We start from the raw sequence: 15,159 nt of genomic DNA, 5'->3' as shown, positions 1-15,159 counted from the left end.
CACTTAACGATGAAAATTCTAATACTATCATAGAAGTTTTTAGATTCAGTTTCAAACAAGAAGATTTCTTTACAACTTGGCCGACGGGTTGACCTTTTAAGATTTTGTCAGATACCAGCTGTTTTTTCATGATTCACAAAAAAAAGACCAGGCATAGCCTGGTCCCCTTGATATTAGATCCAGCCCCTGAATCTGCTGGCTTCAGCCATTTTTCTTACTCCGACCATATAAGCAGCAAGCCTCATGTCCACACGTCTGCTTTGTGCCGTATCGTAAATATTATTGAAGGATTTCACCAGGATCTTTTCCAGTCTTTCTTCCACTTCTTCTTCTGTCCAGTAGTACCCCTGATTATTCTGTACCCATTCAAAATAGGAAACTGTAACTCCACCAGACGATGCAAGTACATCCGGAACGAGCAGGATGCCGCGGTCAGTAAGGATCTGCGTAGCTTCTATTGTGGTAGGACCATTAGCGGCTTCAACCACAATGGATGCCCTGATATTATGAGCATTTTCCTCTGTAATCTGGTTTTCAATCGCTGCCGGAACCAGGATATCACAATCAAGTTCGAGCAGTTCTTTATTTGTAATCGTGTTCTTGAACAATTTGGTGACTGTCCCGAAGCTGTCCCGTCTGTCAAGGAGATAATCGATGTCCAGTCCATTCGGGTCATGAAGCGCACCATAGGCGTCAGAGATACCAATTACTTTGGCGCCAGCATCATGCATGAACTTGGCTAGGAAGCTCCCGGCGTTTCCAAAGCCCTGTACAACCACACGTGCCCCAACGATGGAAATGCCCTTTTTCTTAGCAGCCTCATTGATACAGATGGTTACACCCTTTGCAGTCGCAGATTCACGTCCATGAGATCCCCCCAGCACCAGCGGCTTCCCTGTAATGAATCCTGGAGAGTTAAATTCATCAATCCTGCTGTACTCATCCATCATCCAAGCCATGATTTGTGAATTGGTGAAAACATCCGGAGCAGGTATATCCTTCGTCGGACCGACTATCTGGCTGATGGCTCTTACATAGCCGCGGCTCAGTCTTTCCAGCTCATGGAAGGACATATTCCGGGGATCGCAGATGATGCCTCCCTTGCCTCCACCGTAAGGAAGGTCAACAATTCCGCATTTCAAGCTCATCCAGATAGACAGTGCTTTAACTTCTCTCTCTGTTACGTTCGGGTGGAAGCGTATACCGCCTTTTGTAGGTCCAACCGCATCATTGTGCTGTGCTCTATATCCAGTGAATATTTTTATAGATCCGTCGTCCATCCTTATAGGAATTTTGACAGTCATCATTCGAATAGGTTCTTTTAATAGTTCATATACTTCTTCAGGATAACCAAGCTTCTCAAGTGCTTTATGAATTACTGTCTGAGTTGATCTAAGCACATCATGCTTATCTTCTTGAGTTGCAGTCTCATTGCTTTTTTCGGCTACCATTTGAATCCTCCTAGAAATTTCAGTAATCGGGCAGGCTCGTTCTATCAGACATAGTATACACCTAAGTAAGCGCCATGCAAAGGATAAAAAATAGAAAAATTCAATTTTCGGAAAGTGATTGGAAGCGTTATCATTCCCTCTGCAAGGCCTTTTGTTTTTGCAGGGCAGGCCCACTGCACTGACCGTGAAAGATTGGCTCTACCCAAAACCTCCGGCGCTCCTGCTTATTAGTTATATCGGTAAATATTAGAATTTGTTAGACTTTTTAGTAAAATAGTTTGATGTTGTACTCTGCCGCTTTGTTTCTTTAGCAGATATTCCGTCCTAGGTATGGAACGAGTTTTCCATATGTGCTGTAGTATATGTTTTGATTGAAAAGCACCGTCCTCCGCTTTTCTTTGATCCAGCTCCGGACTGAGACCTTCGGTCGTAAGCTGATCGCTGGTAAAAGGCAAGGGCGGCCTTTTTCCACCGCCCTGCTTACGCCTGTCAGGTCTCTGCTTTTCATCCCATTTTGTCTGCTGAATGAGTTTCTGCCTCATTGGCTGTAGTATATGTTTCGATTGAAAAGCACCGTCCTCCGCTTTTCTTTGATCCAGCTCCAGACTGAGACCTTCGGTCGTAAGCTGATCGCTGGTAAAAGGCAAGGGCGGCCTTTTTCCACCGCCCTGCTTACGCCTGTCAGGTCTCTGCTTTTCATCCCATTTTGTCTGCTGAATGTATTTCCGCCTCATTGGCTGTAGTATATGTTCTGATTGAAAAGCACCGTCCTCCGCTTTTCTAATAAATAAAAGCAGTTTCCTCCTTTTGGAAACTGCTTTTTGCATTTCATTCTGCTGTCAGCCTTTAGTCTTTGAAGTAGTGTGTGATTGAATCGATGGCTGTGTTTTGAATGATTATTTTGCCGTATTCACCGATGCGGTGATGAGTCTGTGTGGTCGGGCATCCATATTCGGAGGCGATTGAAATGACGGTTTCATGAATTGCCTCCGGTACATCTTCGAGAAGTAAAAAATACTTATTCGAATAATGGTACATGGTCCCTGAATGAAGCCCTATTTTTTTAAGAAGGCGGCTCAGCCGTATTACATCCTCCAGGTCCTGGAATTCATAGAAGATATGGCATTCATCCGCATGCCTGACATCCAATTCAAATATGGAATCAAATTCATCGATGAGGTCTTCGTCGTCTTCCCTGGTTACAATGACAATAAGCCCTTGTGCTTTAAGAGAAAATATTTCAACTTCAATAGAGCCGATCATATCAAATTCCAGTTCCGAGCAGGCTTCTTCAATCATTGAATAGAATAGTTTGTGAACCTTAAGCGAATTCCCCTTAATATCATCCGTAGTTAATCCGCGGTCCATTAAGTCATCAAAGGTTAAGAAAATTTTAATCTTGTTGCTGGACAGTCGCTCAAGCTTCATGAAAATTGCCTCCTGAAAATTCCACCATCTTCTCTACATTATATGAAGGGGGAAAATTCAGGTGCATATCCGAACCGAATTACAATCTTTCCAGCTTTTTTCTCAACCAATGATCCCATTCCGCTTTGTTTTCACCAATGACATGGCTGCCATATGCTTCAGCCTGTTTTGGGGTAAGGCTGCCGGAAGCCTTCCCGCCAATTCCAATGTGGATGTCAGGATACTCCTTTTTCAACTTATCGATGAGGTTCAGTGCAGACTTTAGATGATCCTGTAGGGTACAAGAGAAAAAAAGCAATCTGGGCTCGATGACCGGCAGGGCATCCCGGAGATCTCCTTCTGCCAGGCTCGGACCAAGATATACAACCTGAAATCCTTTCAACCGTAAATGAAGTGTAAAAATCAGGAGGCCGAATTCATGCAACTCACCTGGACAGCAGACTGCACAAGCTTTTGGAAGCAGACTGTTCTGTGGGAGGGTATGGATGATGTATCCAATCCTTGACCGCAGGATGGCACTGGCAAAGTGTTCATGAGCCGAATTTATTTCCTTCCTTTCCCAGAGATCCCCTATTTCAAGCATCACCCCGGCGAGCACATCCCCGACCGCCTTTTCCAGTGAATACAGACTGAAGATGCGGTCTAACAGTTCGTGTGACTTCATCTCATTGAATGAAAGGAGAGCGGCAGTCAATTCAGCTGCCAGAACATTTCGCTGCCTGTCTTCCTCTCCAATATCCCTTCCCGTTATCATGGCGAATTGTTTTTCTGGTATAGCTTCCATAAGGGAAACCGCCTGACTGATTGTAAATCCTTCATGGATCTTGGAAATCAGCCATTTCAGTATTTGTATATGCTCTTCTGTATACATTCTGTGACCGGATTCGTTCCTGATGGGCGCGATGAAATGATATCTTCTTTCCCAGGCCCTTAGAGTGCCTGATTTAATGCCCAATAGAGTGGATGCTGCTTTTATATTATATTTAGGCACTTGCCTCTCCACATTCATGTCCTCCAAGAAACCATAATAACTGCCGAAATATTTTACCTTTTTGACAGCACTGTCAAAAGGTGGGTCTCCGGCTTTGCCCCGAGTCTAAGCGGTACAAGGCTAGTTCCATAACCATTGCTCACCAGGTAAATGGTATTTCCCTTTTTCCCGATCCGCCCTTTTCGGTATCTCCCAAACCCCAGAACTCTTATCTGGCCGCCATGCGTATGTCCGCTGAGGACCAGTCCGATGTCCATCTCAGGTTCTATCTGCCTGAGGACTTCCGGGGTGTGGCTCAACAGAATTTTAAAGGAATTTTCAGCGGCATCCTGAAGCGCAAGATCCAGCCTGTCCCTCTCGCCGTCGACAAAGTCGATCCCGAGCAGGCTGATCTTATCTCCGCTTTCTGATTCTAACAATGCCGCGGTATTATCAAGAATCTTCACGCCGTATTTTAGCAGTGTCGCATCAAGCAGATGGTAGTCCGTTTCATAGTCATTATTACCCCAAACAAAGTAGACAGGCCCAAGGATCCGGAGTTTGTTTATATTTTTTTCAATCCTTGTAAAAGGCACTCCGCCCTCTGCAAGGTCGCCTCCGATCACGACTAAATCTGCCTTTCCCTTCACCTGGTTAATGATTTCATCCGAGATTTCCCTTCGGTGAACATCTGATATAAAGAATATATTCAGTTTGCCAAAGCTTTCGGGAAAGCCTTCCAAATAGATGGTATGTTCCAGTACCTGATCGAGGAAAGCCAATTTTCTCATATATATCAACATGCCTGCAGCCGCAAGGATGATCAGGGCAGCGATAACTAAAAAATATTCAATCATAACTCCTTACCATCCAGTCTGTTTGTTTTTACTTCTTTCCGAAAAATCTATTGAAATCATACCATATAAAAAAGAAAAACCAAAAAGGAGAACAGCGGCTGCCGTATCCATGACCAGCAAAATAGCAAGTGACGGCAGAGAGGAACAGCTGAATAGAAGTCCTGGAATATCCTTATTCCCGCTCTTCCTGCTGGCAGCTGTTAAAGCTATGGCATCCCGGAGCATGGCCGCATGCATTAAAAAAGCTGCAATGAAGGCAATGCCAGCCGCAAAAAACTGCAGGGGCTCAAGTATAATCCCAGACAGGAATTCTTCAAAGATAAATGGCTCCGGTATTGAAAACCATGTAATGTATAAATAACCTGAACAAAATCCCATTAACAGCCTCAGGGCTCTCCAGTTCATAATAAAATCCCTCCCATAAAGAAATTTATGAAAGGGAATGAAAAAAATGATTGTATTAATCCTCAGTGACGTGCAGGATCCTAAATCCGGAGGACTCCAGCTTATCCATGAATTTTTTGATATTCGGATTCTTTTCCACCTTCATCACGATCCTCCTGACAAGCTTGTCGGAGTCATCGAAGGTAACTAATGAAATGATATGTTCATGGTATTGATGGGCGATATCTGTAAGTTTTGCTATCCGTCCTTCTGTCTCAACAGAAGTGAAAGCAATCCTGATTCCTTCCCTGTTCATTCCAAAGGCGCTCTGGAATTGTTCAAGCACATCAAACCTCGTTATAATCCCCAAGAATTTATTGCTCTCACTGACAACAGGAAGAATCGGAAAGTCTTTAAGGGCCAGCAGAGTTTTTTCAAATATTTCATCACCCTGCACGTACCGTTCCCTGTATCTGACGGCTACTTCCGACACTAAAGTCTCTTTCAGATAATCTTCCTTCAGTTTGGCAGAATTAAAGAAATCTTCATATAGATCGTATCTAGTTATGATGCCTGAATAATTGTCACCGCTGAGCACCGGAAGGGCATCCACCTTCTTATCCTCAAGGATCTCAAGCGCTTTTGAAAGTGTATCATCAGCCTGTACTGTGAAGCAGTTGTGTCTTGGGATCATTGTACTTTTTACAAACATCTCGCTCACCTCAACCGAAAAATAGAATCCATTGTTTAAATATTCGACAAATCCCCTGCTTTTCCTTTTAATTTATGAAATTATTTCTGCTTATTTATTTTCGTGGTATAAGTTTATGTCAAACTCCTTTTTCATCATCTCGAACACCAGATGTCTCTGCTTCCAGGCAGACTCCTGTTTCCAAAGATGCTTGCTCTTGTCGATAATTTCACAGCGAAGGGCATGAAACTCCTTTTCAGCCTTATCCGTCTTTTTCTTCAGGACAAGCATGTACCCATATAATCCGATAGAAGAAGCAAGATAGAAAAAGTGGAGCGGATCATTGATAAATGCAGAAAACATGGCAAAGAAAGAATACGAGTAAGGCTTTGCCACAAAGTAATAAATATAAAGAAGGAACATTGAACTGACAGCCATGCAGGCCCATAATGCCAAGAGGTGGTTATGCTTCATCTTTTTAAATTTTGCCTTCCTCTTTACCACAGCCTGAAGCATTTGTTTAGCTGCCTGGTCTGTTTCATTAAGGGTGATTATAGACGGTTCCATACCTTCACTCCCGGACTTTTATTCTTAAAGGTATTTTATGGGCTTGTATAACCGCCTATTACAGAAAATCATTGTTTCTTTATAGGAATCTTTAAGATCTGGCCAGTCTGTATTTCATTCGTTTTAAGTCCGTTCCATTGCTTGATCAGCTTGATGCCTTCCTGTGATTCATAATATGCCATGGAGATGCTGAATACAGTTTCCTTTGGCTTTACCACATGTTCTATTATTTGGTACATATCCGGGTCTTGCTGGGCATACTCCTCAGAGCCCGCTGTATTTTCAGGCGGGTCCATGGGTTCATCCCTGGCGTCCACCCCTGCCTTTGTTGCGGACTCTTGAAGATGACTCTTAGAATGCTGGTTTTTCTTGGGTGCGTCTTCCTCCGATTGAACTTCAGCCGTTACCTTTCCGTCAGCTCTTTCATCTTCGTATAATTCCACTGTTTCAAAGCCGCTTGACCCTAGATCTGCAGGCAATTCTGCGCCAAAATACTGATAGGCGCTATATATGCCGATTGGCAGCAGGATGAATGCAAGTGACAATATCCTGAGCAGCGGAAATTTTACCTTTGCTTTCTTTTTCTTTGCTTTTTTCTTTCGAAGTTCTGCTCTTGTAGGCAGCTTGCCTGCGTCCGGCTGACCACCCTTCCGGCTTCTGGCGGCTGTTCTGCTTTCCATGTTTATGCCTCTTTTCCTGGGTGTATCTTTGATGTTGACAGCCTGTACTTGATTACAAGGCCCAGCAGCAGGTCAATAATGAAATGAATGGTAATGGTCACAGCTAAATTACCAGTCTGAAAGTAAATAAAACCAATAACAAAGCTTAAAAAAACCATATTGAATAATAAGAACCAATTGAATAGATAGCGATAATGAACGAGTGCAAAAATGATACTGGCAAGAATCAGCCCGCTATGAGTCTGGATGACTCCCCTGAACAATACTTCCTCACACACTGCAACCACAGCCGGCACTAAAAAGAGAAGCGGAAGTGGAAGGCTCTTGAAAATTCTCTCGTTGATTCCTCCGTCTTCATAATAATGTGGCGGCAGAAATTTCATAAGGGCGAGGTCCATAGCCACAATAGCGAGCCCCGCCGGTACGCCTATAATAAAAATCCGGATATCGCGAAAATTGAAAATGGAGGCAAACGAAGCCCAGTCATCAAACAGGATAAATCCCAGAATCAGTGAAAGGATCAGCAGTATAAATTGAGTCAGGAACAAATGGAAAAATAATTCCTTGTCAGTCAAGGTATTTATGATTTCTGCCTGTTTGTTTCTCATTCGGAAGCACCCTTCTTGGGGACAAGCATTTCTGAAAGCTCTTCTTTCCAGTTGAAGACAGGTTTACGGAATCTTGTAACTTCCTCCCTGCGGCGGTATGCGGATAAGGAAACTCCACATCTGTCACAGCAATAGACAGGCTTAGGCGCTGCATCCTGCTTAAAGTATGCTGCAACTCTCTCCCTGCGGCATCCCGATCCATCAAGCCACTTGAGAAACACACCCAGTTTCTTCAATTTCACTTCCCTACGGTGTTCTGTAAAGGACAATATGGATTCCCCCACAGCCTCGAAGCTGTCCGTTCCGCCCTCCATTTTAAAAAACGAATGCATGACGCGGAGCTGCACCTCGCTTAGAGAAAATTGGTTTATTGACACATTGGATCCTAACAATTGAAGGACCTCTTCATGCTGCAGTTTTTTTTCTGAAATAAAGTTCATGAATCCTTTTATTTGCGAAGCGGATGGAAGCTCATTTTCTATCAGGTTGAGTTGAAGCCCTTCATCTCCATCCATATACAGCAGGATGGCAGCACTTTCCATCCCATCCCTTCCAGCCCTTCCTATTTCCTGAAGATAAGATTCCATTTGCATCGGCATTTGAAAATGGATGATGTATCTGACATTGTCTTTATTGATTCCCATACCGAAAGCACTGGTCGCACAGATAATATCAAGCTCATTATGAAGGAATTGCTGCTGAATGAGCACCCGCTGCTCCTGCTCCATGCCCCCGTGATAAAAGGCAGTACGGGAATGACCAGCCTGCTGGATTTGTTCTGAGAGCATCTCAGCAGTCTTTTTGCTTGATACATATATAATTCCCGGTCCCTGGAGTTCCCCCGTAAGCTCTATCAGCCTGTCAAGCTTTTGATTAAAGGAAGAAAACTTTTCAACATTCATGGATATATTCGTTCTGTCTACCGATGAAATGATTTGTGTAAACACTCCTGCCCCGAGCTTATGGATGATATCCTCCCGTACCTCGGGGGTTGCGGTCGCTGTAAGCGCGAGGGTCAAAGGATTGCCCAGGCTTGCGCGGACCGCTCCCAGGTTCAAGTAATCGGGCCGGAAATCATATCCCCACTGTGAAATGCAATGTGCTTCATCGATGACAAATAAGCCAATGTCTATTTCTCTCAGGGCATCCATCAGCCTCCTGCTATTTAACATTTCCGGCGACACAAATATGAACCTGTATTTAGAGAGGCTGCGGAGGGCCATTTGTTTTTCTTCAAACGTCAAAAAGGAATTGAAAGAAACAACCCTTTTTTCTCCCCAGAACCTGAGCTGTTCAGCCTGATCCTGCATTAAGGACAGTAAGGGCGATACAACAACCGCAGGCTTGTCCATAATATAAGCGGGAAGCTGATAACACAAAGATTTGCCTGTTCCGGTCGGCAGCATGCTGAGCGTGCTGTGTCCGCGAAGAATTTCAGACACTGTTTCTTTCTGTCCCTGCCTGAATGAGGTATAGCCAAAATGCTTTTCAAGATGTTTTTCCAGATTCATAGCGTTCCTCCATACCTTGCAAGCACCAGCCTGATCTGAAAATAGCTGGCCCTGCCCATGAGGCTTTCCTTTATTTCTCTTAATTTACGGCTGCTGCCTTTAGAGGCTGTTTGTATAATTTCATTGGTAAGAGTTTCGGGAATATAAGGGGATAAATCAAAATCAGGAATCATGAGTGCCAGCTCTACGATATGGTCTTCTATGGTGCTTTCCTTTAGTTTCCGCGCATTGCCGATACTTTTTTTATCCATCCCCTGGAGGAGATATTGGTAGGTTGCAAGCGTTGATTGTGTAATCTGTGCACTGCCGCCGGCTGCCCCGTCAATTAAACGGCTAAGGACAGGATACGCTTCCCTGCCTTCTTTTAAGGATCCGGCCAGCAAATGGAGGACTTCTAAAAATAAATAATAGGCATAACTCTCTTCAAGACCAGTTTGTTCCGAGATCTGCCTAAAGGTCAGGCCAGTTTTACTATAACTGCTGAGCCGCATGACGAAAATGCCGTTCGATCGGCTGTCTGAATGGTCGAGGAGTGAGGTCAGCTCCCGCAAAACCGCCTCTGACAATTCATCTCGGTTAAGTTTGTGGGAGGCAATAAACCCCTTTACCCATGCCTGGACCTTAAAATCCTTTTGAATTGGATAAAATCCCTTTTCATGCCTCACGATATAGGAAAGGGTCTGAATCAGGAGGGAAAGCCTTTTCCATACTATTTCTGCTGAGCTTTGAAGTTTCCAGCCATTCAAATGATGCGGAATGGGAGATTCTTGAAAATATATATGACACACCGACATTCCCTCACCAGTAAGTGCATACTTATGGTTTGAGAGGTTTTTTATGTAACCAGCTCTTTCATATTTATCAACAACAGCCGCTAAATCTTCCCGGCTTAAAGAGGGGTACGTCCCAAAAAAGCGATCCAATCCGAAAAGATGACTGTCCTGTATCGTTTGCGAAGTTTTTTTTCCAGTGAAAAGATGATAAACAGCGGATAAAGATCTTTCGCCATTTATCTTTTCGAGACAGTGCAAAATAATTGCATCTAAAAAACGGTCCATCTATTTCTCACCCATTCCAGGCAGTTAAAGTAGTATTGCATATTTAATATTAACAAATACTATGTACATTCAGGACTTATTTCTACAAAAAAGTCATCAATTTGTCAAAGGTTGTCTATTCACCCCGTTCATCCATAAAAATATTATGAGTCATCATATTTCCTGCAGCCATAAGCGGAGGCGCTTCGCATTTGTCCTTGAAAAGTTTAATAAACAGTTTTACAATGTAGCTTAGTAGTTATGTTTTCTTTTATACGGTAAAGGGAAACACAGTACATAATGATTAGTTATGGGAGGGTATTTAATGGCAAAATATACAATTGTTGATAAAGAAACATGTATTGCATGTGGAGCATGTGGTGCGGCCGCTCCAGACATTTACGATTATGACGATGAAGGCATCGCTTATGTTACGCTTGACGATAATGAAGGCATCGTAGAGATTCCGGATGTGCTTGAAGACGATATGATGGACGCTTTCGAAGGCTGTCCTACAGATTCAATTAAAGTGGCAGACGAGCCATTTGACGGAAATCCATTAAAGTTTGAATAAGAACAATCCCGCTGTTATCCAGCGGGATTGTTTTTTTATATATTCCGATAAACGGCCTGTTTATTCAGCCATGTATTTAACTTTGCAAACAGAAGCATGAACACTACAGTAATCAGCAGACCCTTCACTACATTGAAAGGAAGGATGGATGAAACGATCGTTTGCCTTGCCGCTTCGCTGGACATTGATTCAGCACCCAGGAATAGAGTATAAGCCGGAAGGAATACGAAGTAATTAAGAACACTCATCATGATGCTCATGGTGATGGTGCCGGCAATAAGTCCTGCAGCCAGCCCTTTTCTCGAGCTCAGCTTCCTATAGACATAATAAGTCGGAAGAACAAACAGGATCCCTGCTGCAAAGTTCGCAGCCTGTCCTACCGGTACACCAGTGGCAGCACCAGTCATTAAGTAGTCCAGTGTATTCTTAATCAATTCTACAAGCACCCCTGCAAGCGGTCCAAAAATGATTGCTGCAATCAATGCGGGTATGTCACTGAAATCCACCAAAAGGTACCCCGGAAACCCTGGGAACGGAAAATTTAAAAGCATCAGGATATAAGCGATGCTGCTGAACATTCCAATCCCAACCATTGTCTTGACTCTTTGCTGCTTACCCAATAAAATCTCTCCTCACTTTTTGTCTACCGCGAAAAAAAGAGGAAAGGTCCTTACTTGAATGCCAATAAAAACCCTTCAGTTATTACACTGAAGGGAGAAAGCGGCAAATTCAAATAGACGTTCCATTCATACTGAATTTTGAACGTATAAGAACCTCCATCTTCTCCCATCCAGACTATACTGTCGGCTTTGGAATCGCACCAAATCCTGCCCAATAAAAAAGGCTCGCGGGCTTAGAACGCTTAGGTTCATCACCGCCGGTCGGGATTTTCACCCTGCCCCGAAGATAGACTATTTAATTTTTATTCCCATTTATTATAAGACAATAGTTTCTCGATGTGAAGATATCTGCCTGACTTTTTTCCACACCATGGTTCAAAAAATTTTTTGACCGCCAATTTACCAATCGATCCGCCCCATTAAGCGCTTACATGAATTGTCAGGTAAATTGACAGGCACAGTCCCTTTCGTTAGAATAAACAAAAAATTCTATAAATTTATGAATGGCAGGTGTTCTCTTTGTTCAAAGTATTAGTTTCGGATGCAATCAAGCCTGAAGGGCTTGCACCTCTTCTTGAAGCAGCCAATATAGAGCTTTATCAGCAGCCTGCCTCACAATCATCGGACCTTCTCAAAGACATCGACGCTTTGCTCGTAAGAAGCGAAACCAAGGTGACAGAAGAACTTATGGAAGCGATGCCCCAGCTCAAGATTATCGCCCGTGCCGGGGTGGGTGTGGACAATATCGATGTCTCTGCTGCCACTAAACGCGGGATTGTTGTCATCAATGCACCGGATGGCAATACGATTTCTACGGCGGAACATACTTTTGCCATGATGGCCTCTCTTGCCAGGCATATCCCGCAGGCCCATTCCTCACTAAAAATGGGCGAATGGAAACGCAAGGAATATGTGGGCACAGAGCTTTATGGGAAGAATCTTGGGATTGTCGGGATGGGACGTATTGGGGGAGAAATCGCAAAGCGGGCTAAAGCATTTGGCATGAATGTCCTGGTGTATGATCCATTCTTTTCCGTTGATAGAGCGAGACAGCTGAACGTGCAGTCTGTTTCCCTTGAAGAGTTAATGCAGGGGGCCGACTTTATCACTGTACATACCCCTCTTACAGAAGAAACCCGGGGGCTGATCAATAGAGATACACTCGCCTTGTGTAAAAAAGGAGTATACCTCCTGAATTGTGCCCGCGGCGGGATCATTGACGAGGATGCTCTTTATGAAGCAATCGTGTCAGGCCAGGCTGCCGGTGCAGCCCTTGATGTTTTTGTCGAAGAACCGCCTTTTGGCAATAAGCTGCTCGAGCTTGACAGAGTCATTACCACGCCTCACCTTGGTGCATCCACACGAGAAGCACAGCTGAATGTCGCAGCGCAGGTGGCAGGCGAGGTACTGCAATATTTGAATGGCAGCCCGGTCGCCAACTCTATCAATCTTCCTGCGGTCTCAAAGGAAGTATTCATGAAGATCCAGCCTTATTATCTTCTCGCCCGGCAGATGGGAGCACTTGCTTCACAGCTTACTAAACGTGCAGTGCTGGAGCTGTCCGTCACTTATGCAGGACTACCGGATGATTTCGAACAAAGCATGCTGACTAAAGCACTGGCGGCCGGATTTTTCAGGAGGATTGTGGATGTTACAGTCAATGAAGTGAACGCACTCCTGGTTTCAAAAGAGCGTGGAGTCACACTAGGAGAAAAAACATCGGACAATACCTACGGCTATGCAAATTCAATTACACTGGAAGTCAGGACTGAAAACCGGAACTTTGAAATCAGGGGTTCTTATATCCAGCAGTACGGAGGCCGGATTTTAAGCCTGAATGGTTTTAATATTGATTTTTTGCCTTCAGGCAATCTTCTTTATATCCAGCATACGGATAAACCTGGTGTAATCGGGAGAGTAGGAAAGATCCTCGGGGACTATGAAGTGAATATCGCCACCATGCAGGTCGGCAGGAAATCTGCCGGTGGAGAAGCCATCATGGTGCTTACTTTTGATAAGCCTCTTGACACCAATATCCTGAATAAACTCCAATTAAGTGAAGATATTTCATTTCTGCATAATATAGTGCTATAGAAACAATGAAGGCTGCCGGGACAAATCCGGCAGCCTTCTTTTTACATTCCTTTTACTGGATTCTTCCCGCTTATCTTTTCCCTTTTCCAAGCGGCATCAATTGCCTCTTACCTTTAGAGAATGTCATTAAATCCTTATAACCTGAACCGATGGCAAGTGCTTCTGCCTGATCAAAGTCCGCACCTACATGTTCGGGAAAATGGGCATCAGAGGAAAATACAATCGGTATCCCTTTTTGAAAGCACATATCAAGCAGACGCTTATCCGGATACAGCTCTCCAACAGGTTTTCTTAATCCGGCTGTACTGATTTCCACACAGGTTTTCGAATTTTTTAAAGCATCGGTTGCCCGGTCAAACTGCTCCAGCAAAAATTCTTCTTCCTTTGGGACGTAATTAAAAATCTTGACGAGGTCCATATGGCCGATGATATCAAATAGATCGCTTTCCGCCAATGTGACTAGCTGATCAAAATAGGCACGGTAAATTTCATATATGTCTCTTTTATCCCATTCGTGCATATACTCCTTTAAATCGATTCCGAAATCTCCGATCCAATGAATAGAGCCAATTATGTAATCAAAGTCATAGGATTGAATGAAAGCCTGCATTTCTTTATGCCTGCCTGGAGTGTAATCCATTTCGATTGACATTTTAACGTCAATATCAGCCTCCCAGGCTTGTTTGAATAACGAAACATAATCTTCCATTTTATAATAACGCCTTGGATTTACCCATTCGTTTTGCAGAATGTCTGCCGTTTCATAAAAATGATAGGCATGCTCAGAAATTCCGAAAAAATCTATTTGTTTCTCCCGGGCGCTGTCAGTAAACTTCTTAAGATATTCCAGCGTCAAGGTACCTGTTTCTAAATGGTTATGATAATCAGTCAGCATACTATTCCCCCCTATATTCCTTTCATTATACAAGGGGGCTGGAAAATTACCAGGACTCCAACTCAAAAATTTATAATTTTTTGATAATATTCCCCCTCACTGCGGCAGAGTAAGTACCTGTCCAATCCGAATCCCATCAGTCTGCATGTTATTCATCCCTTTTAATTCTTCCACACTGATCCCGGCCATCACGGCGACAGACCATAGAGTGTCTCCCTTTTTAACCCTGTATATCTTTTGGGAACTCACACTCCTGTCTTCCTTCTCGACAGCCACCGCCGCATGAACGGGAGTATGTGCTGTGTCCAGCATGATTAATGGATCTATGGCGTTTTCCTTGCTGAATGTCCAATTCGTCTCATGGATTTCAAAATGGAGATGCACACCTGTTGAATGGCCCGTCGTTCCCATCAGGCCGACAGCCTGTCCGCCTTTAACGGAGTCTCCAGGCTTCACCAGTATGCTGTTTAAATGAGCATACACGGTTTCATACTGCCCCTCATGCTGGATAAATACTACATTTCCATAGGAATGCGAGAAGTAAGCCCTGCTTACTTCTCCCGCCTTGGATGCCATAACTTTTGTATTTATCGGAGCTGCTATATCTATTCCTTTATGAGCTCCCCCTCTGCTTCCAAAATGGTCGGTAATGACTCCTACAGCCGGCCAGATAAACCCTTCCGGCAGCTTTTCGGCTGCCTGCATCCGATTGCCCCCTATAAATAATAAGGAAATGCACAAGGCAATGAGCAGAGCAATCAAAAATCTTCTTCCATAGTCGACCATAACTTC

At 43.8% G+C, this 15,159-nt stretch carries 16 protein-coding genes and 1 riboswitch; of the genes, 3 read left to right on the top strand and 13 right to left on the bottom strand.

Features of this window, described 5'->3' with window-relative positions; genetic code table 11:
* Nucleotides 1–173: 173 nt before the first annotated feature.
* From V1498_RS07845 to V1498_RS07830, 4 genes are all read right to left on the bottom strand, one after another.
* Entirely contained in the window at nt 174–1,451 is a 1,278-nt protein-coding gene (locus tag V1498_RS07845; RefSeq protein ID WP_409298039.1) for a Glu/Leu/Phe/Val family dehydrogenase, read from the bottom strand.
* 846 nt (nt 1,452–2,297) lie between these two features.
* On the bottom strand, nt 2,298–2,879 hold the full coding sequence (locus tag V1498_RS07840; protein ID WP_409298038.1) for an adaptor protein MecA: 582 nt from the start codon (nt 2,877–2,879) through the stop codon (nt 2,298–2,300).
* A 79-nt stretch (nt 2,880–2,958) separates the two neighbouring features.
* Nucleotides 2,959–3,882: a MerR family transcriptional regulator gene (locus V1498_RS07835; protein ID WP_409298036.1), complete on the bottom strand. Its 924-nt coding sequence runs from the start codon at nt 3,880–3,882 to the stop codon at nt 2,959–2,961.
* 41 nt (nt 3,883–3,923) lie between these two features.
* Nucleotides 3,924–4,706 (bottom strand): metallophosphoesterase, encoded by a 783-nt coding sequence (locus tag V1498_RS07830; RefSeq protein WP_409298034.1) that lies wholly within the window; start codon nt 4,704–4,706, stop codon nt 3,924–3,926.
* Here V1498_RS07830 and V1498_RS07825 point away from each other — a divergent pair.
* Nucleotides 4,669–5,067, top strand: a complete 399-nt coding sequence (locus V1498_RS07825) for a hypothetical protein (protein ID WP_409298033.1) — start codon at nt 4,669–4,671, stop codon at nt 5,065–5,067. The genes V1498_RS07830 and V1498_RS07825 overlap by 38 nt on opposite strands.
* 99 nt (nt 5,068–5,166) lie before the next feature.
* Here the strand turns inward: V1498_RS07825 and V1498_RS07820 are convergent, their stop codons facing one another.
* From V1498_RS07820 to V1498_RS07795, 6 genes are all read right to left on the bottom strand, one after another.
* Complete coding sequence (locus V1498_RS07820) at nt 5,167–5,802, bottom strand: CBS domain-containing protein (protein ID WP_409298031.1); 636 nt, start codon at nt 5,800–5,802, stop codon at nt 5,167–5,169.
* 90 nt (nt 5,803–5,892) lie between these two features.
* Nucleotides 5,893–6,348, bottom strand: a complete 456-nt coding sequence (locus tag V1498_RS07815; RefSeq protein WP_409298029.1) for a YpbF family protein — start codon at nt 6,346–6,348, stop codon at nt 5,893–5,895.
* Nucleotides 6,349–6,416: 68 nt separating this feature from the next.
* Entirely contained in the window at nt 6,417–7,028 is a 612-nt protein-coding gene (locus tag V1498_RS07810) for a LysM peptidoglycan-binding domain-containing protein (protein ID WP_409298027.1), read from the bottom strand.
* Nucleotides 7,029–7,030: 2 nt separating this feature from the next.
* A complete protein-coding gene (locus tag V1498_RS07805) occupies nt 7,031–7,636 on the bottom strand; it encodes a lysostaphin resistance A-like protein (RefSeq protein WP_409298025.1) in 606 nt (201 codons plus the stop codon).
* Entirely contained in the window at nt 7,633–9,147 is a 1,515-nt protein-coding gene (locus V1498_RS07800) for a RecQ family ATP-dependent DNA helicase (protein ID WP_409298024.1), read from the bottom strand. The genes V1498_RS07805 and V1498_RS07800 overlap by 4 nt, the downstream gene beginning before the upstream one ends.
* Complete coding sequence (locus V1498_RS07795) at nt 9,144–9,935, bottom strand: helix-turn-helix domain-containing protein (protein WP_409298022.1); 792 nt, start codon at nt 9,933–9,935, stop codon at nt 9,144–9,146. The genes V1498_RS07800 and V1498_RS07795 overlap by 4 nt, the downstream gene beginning before the upstream one ends.
* Before the next feature lie 574 nt (nt 9,936–10,509).
* Here V1498_RS07795 and V1498_RS07790 point away from each other — a divergent pair.
* Entirely contained in the window at nt 10,510–10,758 is a 249-nt protein-coding gene (locus tag V1498_RS07790; protein WP_409289024.1) for a ferredoxin, read from the top strand.
* 35 nt (nt 10,759–10,793) lie between these two features.
* On the opposite strand, the gene V1498_RS07785 is transcribed toward V1498_RS07790, so the two are convergent.
* Nucleotides 10,794–11,351, bottom strand: a complete 558-nt coding sequence (locus V1498_RS07785) for an ECF transporter S component (protein ID WP_409299205.1) — start codon at nt 11,349–11,351, stop codon at nt 10,794–10,796.
* Between the two features lie 181 nt (nt 11,352–11,532).
* A riboswitch (FMN riboswitch) is annotated at nt 11,533–11,670 on the bottom strand.
* Between the two features lie 227 nt (nt 11,671–11,897).
* On the opposite strand from V1498_RS07785, the gene serA reads away from it, so the two are divergent.
* The gene (serA, locus tag V1498_RS07780; RefSeq protein ID WP_409298020.1) at nt 11,898–13,472 is read left to right on the top strand and encodes a phosphoglycerate dehydrogenase; all 1,575 of its coding nucleotides are present in this window, start codon (nt 11,898–11,900) and stop codon (nt 13,470–13,472) included.
* A gap of 70 nt (nt 13,473–13,542) precedes the next feature.
* Here serA and V1498_RS07775 read toward each other — a convergent pair whose 3' ends face one another.
* Together V1498_RS07775 and V1498_RS07770 are read right to left on the bottom strand one after the other, a co-directional pair.
* Entirely contained in the window at nt 13,543–14,367 is an 825-nt protein-coding gene (locus V1498_RS07775) for a histidinol-phosphatase (RefSeq protein ID WP_409298018.1), read from the bottom strand.
* Nucleotides 14,368–14,463: 96 nt separating this feature from the next.
* Complete coding sequence (locus V1498_RS07770) at nt 14,464–15,153, bottom strand: peptidoglycan DD-metalloendopeptidase family protein (protein WP_409298016.1); 690 nt, start codon at nt 15,151–15,153, stop codon at nt 14,464–14,466.
* Nucleotides 15,154–15,159: the final 6 nt, after the last annotated feature.

The organism is Paraperibacillus marinus (assembly GCF_046237605.1).
Classification (GTDB): domain Bacteria; phylum Bacillota; class Bacilli; order Bacillales; family DSM-1321; genus Paraperibacillus; species Paraperibacillus marinus.
Note: the sequence above shows the minus strand (reverse complement) of the source record. Positions and strands in the feature narration are given on the sequence as shown.

What these genes read in the sequence shown, in the direction of transcription:
- V1498_RS07845 (WP_409298039.1), bottom strand. Translation starts at nt 1,451, where the DNA reads ATGGTAGCCGAAAAAAGCAATGAGACTGCAACTCAAGAAGATAAGCAT.
- V1498_RS07840 (WP_409298038.1), bottom strand. Translation starts at nt 2,879, where the DNA reads ATGAAGCTTGAGCGACTGTCCAGCAACAAGATTAAAATTTTCTTAACC.
- V1498_RS07825 (WP_409298033.1), top strand. Translation starts at nt 4,669, where the DNA reads ATGATCAGGGCAGCGATAACTAAAAAATATTCAATCATAACTCCTTAC.
- V1498_RS07830 (WP_409298034.1), bottom strand. Translation starts at nt 4,706, where the DNA reads ATGATTGAATATTTTTTAGTTATCGCTGCCCTGATCATCCTTGCGGCT.
- V1498_RS07820 (WP_409298031.1), bottom strand. Translation starts at nt 5,802, where the DNA reads ATGTTTGTAAAAAGTACAATGATCCCAAGACACAACTGCTTCACAGTA.
- V1498_RS07815 (WP_409298029.1), bottom strand. Translation starts at nt 6,348, where the DNA reads ATGGAACCGTCTATAATCACCCTTAATGAAACAGACCAGGCAGCTAAA.
- V1498_RS07810 (WP_409298027.1), bottom strand. Translation starts at nt 7,028, where the DNA reads ATGGAAAGCAGAACAGCCGCCAGAAGCCGGAAGGGTGGTCAGCCGGAC.
- V1498_RS07805 (WP_409298025.1), bottom strand. Translation starts at nt 7,636, where the DNA reads ATGAGAAACAAACAGGCAGAAATCATAAATACCTTGACTGACAAGGAA.
- V1498_RS07800 (WP_409298024.1), bottom strand. Translation starts at nt 9,147, where the DNA reads ATGAATCTGGAAAAACATCTTGAAAAGCATTTTGGCTATACCTCATTC.
- V1498_RS07790 (WP_409289024.1), top strand. Translation starts at nt 10,510, where the DNA reads ATGGCAAAATATACAATTGTTGATAAAGAAACATGTATTGCATGTGGA.
- V1498_RS07785 (WP_409299205.1), bottom strand. Translation starts at nt 11,351, where the DNA reads ATGGTTGGGATTGGAATGTTCAGCAGCATCGCTTATATCCTGATGCTT.
- V1498_RS07775 (WP_409298018.1), bottom strand. Translation starts at nt 14,367, where the DNA reads ATGCTGACTGATTATCATAACCATTTAGAAACAGGTACCTTGACGCTG.
- V1498_RS07770 (WP_409298016.1), bottom strand. Translation starts at nt 15,153, where the DNA reads ATGGTCGACTATGGAAGAAGATTTTTGATTGCTCTGCTCATTGCCTTG.